Genomic DNA, 4,191 nt, shown 5'->3' on the forward strand with positions numbered 1-4,191 from the left:
AAAATCTCCTTTACTACTTTTGCCTTAAATTCTGCCGTGTGTTGTTTTCTTTTTTGCTTTTCCATGAATCAATTTTATCTTACGAGCCAACTTTTTTCTGTCTGAATTTCTAGGGGCATTATATTCGAGCTAGACCCGAAGAAATCAGGCGCACCTATCATGAATGCTTATAGAGATGCAATTAAGCAGTTTTCCAAGTTGGAGAACTAAAATACAATGCACCTCGATTCTGGTCTATCCATAAAACTTTCCTCCTCAATGTGATGTTGAATAATATATTATTCTATCAGGTGTTGCACCGATTAGACATCCTGTTCAGAGAGAAAGCAATGCCTAGATACCAGCCACCCAAAGGTTACTACACCTCGACGCAGGTGAAAGCGATATTGAATATAAGCGGGGCCATGATCGCCAATTATGTAGAGAAGGGCAAGATAAGACACGTGGTTCCTCCTGGAAGGAAACATGGATTTTCCCTGAAGAAGGATGTAGACGCCCTGACCCGTGAGTTAGATGCATTCTTTAAACTTGAAGAGGAATACACGCCAGGCAATAAGGTTCAATTATACCTTGCGGAAATCGGCATCAAACCAAGCCTGCATAAAGACCTCAGAAGCAAATATGGTGCGAAGCTCATTTCTAATTTCATGGATGCTATCGTTGATCTCGGCAAACGAGGAGTTATCGTCGAGAGGATTGTATCAGTCGGAGCCACCCGCAGCGGTGTCAGACTGCTACAGCACTTTGGTTTCAGTGAGATCATCTTCCCGCGGGAAGATACCAGAGTGTTTGTTATTGACATGAAGAAGTCTGGAGCACCAATAACACACGCTTACAGAGAGGCTTACCAAACTTTCGCCGGTCAAAAATAAAATTCACAATCATCTTAATCTTTATTCAGGAAAGCATTTTAAACCTGATCAAAAGTAGCTAGAAATACACTTGCAAACATTCTTCTTAGCAGGTGTATTTTTATTTGAACTTATCTAAGAGTACCTGAAGGTCTTATAAGACAACCCCAAAAGTACTCAATACTGTGACAGGTAGGGATTAGGGATGTTATAAATGCCTCAGGTTCTATTAGTTCCATTATTTGATATTTAATGATCTGTATTTGTCTTATCGATATTGATATGTTAATATGAAAATAGAATTAGAACTTTTGTTCGGTTTGGCGTAATAGAAGTTTGATGCTAACTGTTCTTTTTTCAGAACTGGTAAGCCAGTATTTCAGGTCTCCTATAGCATTTTTTCTGTACTAATGAAAGTTAATAAACGAGGGATTTCAACATGAGTGACAAATCTGCAATAGAGTGGACGGATTCAACATGGAACCCTGTAACTGGATGTACTCAAGTAAGCCCAGGGTGTGATCATTGCTATGCGCTTACTTTTGCTGAACGTTTTCGGGGAGTTCCCAATCATCCTTATGAGCAAGGATTTGATCTTAAATTACATCCAAATCGCTTAGAGCTTCCTTTAAAATGGAAAAAACCAAGGATGATTTTTGTGAATTCAATGTCTGATTTGTTTCACAAAGACATTCCGGATGAGTATATTCATAGTGTTTTTCAAACAATGGTTAAGGCCGATTGGCATATATTTCAGGTTCTTACAAAGCGTAGTGCCCGTTTAGCCCGTTTAGGCCCACAATTACCCTGGGCTCCAAATATATGGGCAGGGGTATCTGTAGAACAAGATTTTTACCGTTGGAGAATTGACCATTTACGTCAGGTTCCAGCTACTGTTAGGTTTGTTAGTGCCGAGCCTTTACTCGGGCCTCTAGACAACTTAAATTTGGAAGGAATACATTGGCTGATCTCAGGTGGTGAGAGTGGCTATGGACATCGTCCGTGTGATCCTGATTGGGTAAGAAGCTTACGTGACCAGTGCTCAAATACTGGTGTTGCTTTTTTCCATAAGCAGTGGGGAGGCCGTAATCCGAAATCCGGCGGACGGCTTCTAGATGGTAGGACGTGGGATGAGATGCCCACGCCCCGTATGCTAGTAACTAGTTAATACTAGCGTGGTATGTTAAATTTTTATTCTAAAACCTGAAGCAGCTGTTAACAGCTGCTTTGCTCATACAGGATATAGTTTGCTATTTTCATTCCTTCTCCCAGTACTGGGATCAACTTGATATACTATTTGGCTTTTGTCCGCCATATTTTTAAGCAAACTACGGTAAAACTTTCTCTCATATTTCATAAAATTTGATTTCACAACCTGAAGCCATATATTCTCTCTTGTTTCTCCAGGATATTTTGAGACCAACTCTTTAATTAAAGCATTCAATTTTTGTTCTGATCTGTCATCAGTCAGTGGCATATCCCTCCAATCCAACTCTTCAAATAAAGTTCCTTGGAAATCTGCTCTATGCATCTGTGAAAAATATGCTTTGTGCATAATATCATTCATGAGCACCATCGCATCTGGATGACCAGAAACAAAAACCATAAAGTATTTTATTCTACTATCACTCTTTTGACGTACAGGACAGTATCCAGTAAAAGGAAGGAATTGTGCAGACTTAGATAAGTAGGCATCTATTAATTGGAACTCTTTGGTTTCAGCATCAACATTCTCTTGATAAAGAATATCTTTCCAGTAATCGCCTCCGAAGACTGTCGTGAGCCTTTCATGATATTTCTTGGTTTTTTCATTTATCTCACCCCTCTTAACTGCATGAAATGCAGCCATACGATGCACCGCTGGCATACACATGGTTAGCACAATTTCGGTACTATACTTGGAATTTCTTTTTAAGAAAGGTTCCAACTGATCATAACCGCATCCCTTAAGACCAAAGGGATCCAGATAAAGGAACACTGTGTTATCTTTAAGAATTTGAGGAAGTTGATTAATTGTTTTCAAACTGTTCGTTTTAAATGCATGAGCACTATTGAAACCAGAATTTTTAAGCGCGGTTTCTAACTGACTATGAAAGTCTTGTCTTATATTAAAGAAGAAAGCGCTGTAGTTATTTTTGGCAAATTTTTCTGCAGCAGTACAAATTATAATAGGCGAACCATTTGATCCATCTTGAAAAACGCCTGGACCAGCATATGCATCAATCAAAACGATATGCTGCCCTCTAGTATTAACTTTAGCTAAATATACATTCATATAATCTCGTAGCACTCTGTCTTTTATAACTGACCATGGTCTTTTGCCTCCAAAAAAGTCATCATCATATTTGCCCATGCTCTTGCCTTTCTCGGTATGTAAAGACACTAAAAATTGTTACTACACTAGTATATTGTGCTATATAATTTATTTCAATATGTTACAATTTTTTCGTGCATAAAAATAATAGATAAGATGGCTACGTATCTTAAAGGCTAGAGGTATTTCATGGTATACTCAAGCTTGTACAGCTAATAGGATACTTGCAGATACTTTTGTACAACAACTCTTGAGCAAAAATTCAAAAAATTCTAGCATTCACTAAAATTTATGCTAAGGAGGTCCCTAGTGGAAAACAACTTAGTTCAGAAATGTTTTCATTGCGGCAATACAACAGTTCTTTCATTAGAAGGAGAGTATATAGAAGAAGAAGAATTAGCCACAAACATATTTTATGTCCAGAATTATTTATTCCTTAAATGTGTAACATGCATTAAACCTACTGTTCAAAAAATAGAAAAAACTGTTTCAAGAAGATTTTATCTAGGAGAAGGTGACGAGCCATTAGTCAATGAAAAATTATTAGAAGGGGAGGAGGTAATTACTACTATAGTATATCCTAATGACAGTATAAACATTACCCCGGAGCCATCAGAAGATATGCCATCTGATATAAAAAAAGATTTTGAAGAAGCAAGAGCTGCCTTTTATAATTCCCCCCGATCAAGTGCGGCATTATTGCGTCTTTGTGTCCAAAAATTGTGTATGCATTTAGGGCAACCTGGGAAAAATATTAATCAAGACATTGCAGCACTTGTCAGGCAAGGGCTACCAACAAAAATTCAGCAATCTCTTGATATTGTTCGTGTAATTGGAAACAATGCTGTTCATCCAGGAGAAATTGATGTTCAAGATCATCCAGACACTGTATTACTACTATTTAGGCATGGTTCAAAGTGAGCGTGAACCAATGTGACAATTGACGAACAAATTGACAAAAAGAATCCCTGAGAGTTAAGGTGAAATTGACAAAAACAACACCGTTCTCAGGGAGGAAACATGATC

4 protein-coding genes are annotated in these 4,191 nt (G+C 38.0%); 3 read left to right on the forward strand and 1 reads right to left on the reverse strand.

Going from position 1 to position 4,191, the window contains the following annotated elements; genetic code table 11:
- Window positions 1–329: 329 nt before the first annotated feature.
- Window positions 330–872, forward strand: coding sequence for a hypothetical protein (locus F1593_RS27400; protein ID WP_149404731.1), 543 nt, complete (start codon window positions 330–332; stop codon window positions 870–872).
- Between the two features lie 418 nt (window positions 873–1,290).
- A complete protein-coding gene (locus tag F1593_RS27405) occupies window positions 1,291–2,019 on the forward strand; it encodes a DUF5131 family protein (protein WP_149404732.1) in 729 nt (242 codons plus the stop codon).
- Between the two features lie 63 nt (window positions 2,020–2,082).
- On the opposite strand, the gene tcmP is transcribed toward F1593_RS27405, so the two are convergent.
- Window positions 2,083–3,204 (reverse strand): three-Cys-motif partner protein TcmP, encoded by a 1,122-nt coding sequence (tcmP, locus tag F1593_RS27410; RefSeq protein WP_149404733.1) that lies wholly within the window; start codon window positions 3,202–3,204, stop codon window positions 2,083–2,085.
- Between the two features lie 270 nt (window positions 3,205–3,474).
- On the opposite strand from tcmP, the gene F1593_RS27415 reads away from it, so the two are divergent.
- A complete protein-coding gene (locus F1593_RS27415) occupies window positions 3,475–4,086 on the forward strand; it encodes a DUF4145 domain-containing protein (protein ID WP_216369012.1) in 612 nt (203 codons plus the stop codon).
- Window positions 4,087–4,191: the final 105 nt, after the last annotated feature.

This window comes from Dictyobacter arantiisoli (assembly GCF_008326305.1).
GTDB lineage: Bacteria > Chloroflexota > Ktedonobacteria > Ktedonobacterales > Ktedonobacteraceae > Dictyobacter > Dictyobacter arantiisoli.

Bases quoted from the DNA above. Each gene is read 5' to 3' on its own strand.
- F1593_RS27400 (WP_149404731.1), top strand. From the start codon at position 330: ATGCCTAGATACCAGCCACCCAAAGGTTACTACACCTCGACGCAGGTG.
- F1593_RS27405 (WP_149404732.1), top strand. From the start codon at position 1,291: ATGAGTGACAAATCTGCAATAGAGTGGACGGATTCAACATGGAACCCT.
- tcmP (WP_149404733.1), bottom strand. From the start codon at position 3,204: ATGGGCAAATATGATGATGACTTTTTTGGAGGCAAAAGACCATGGTCA.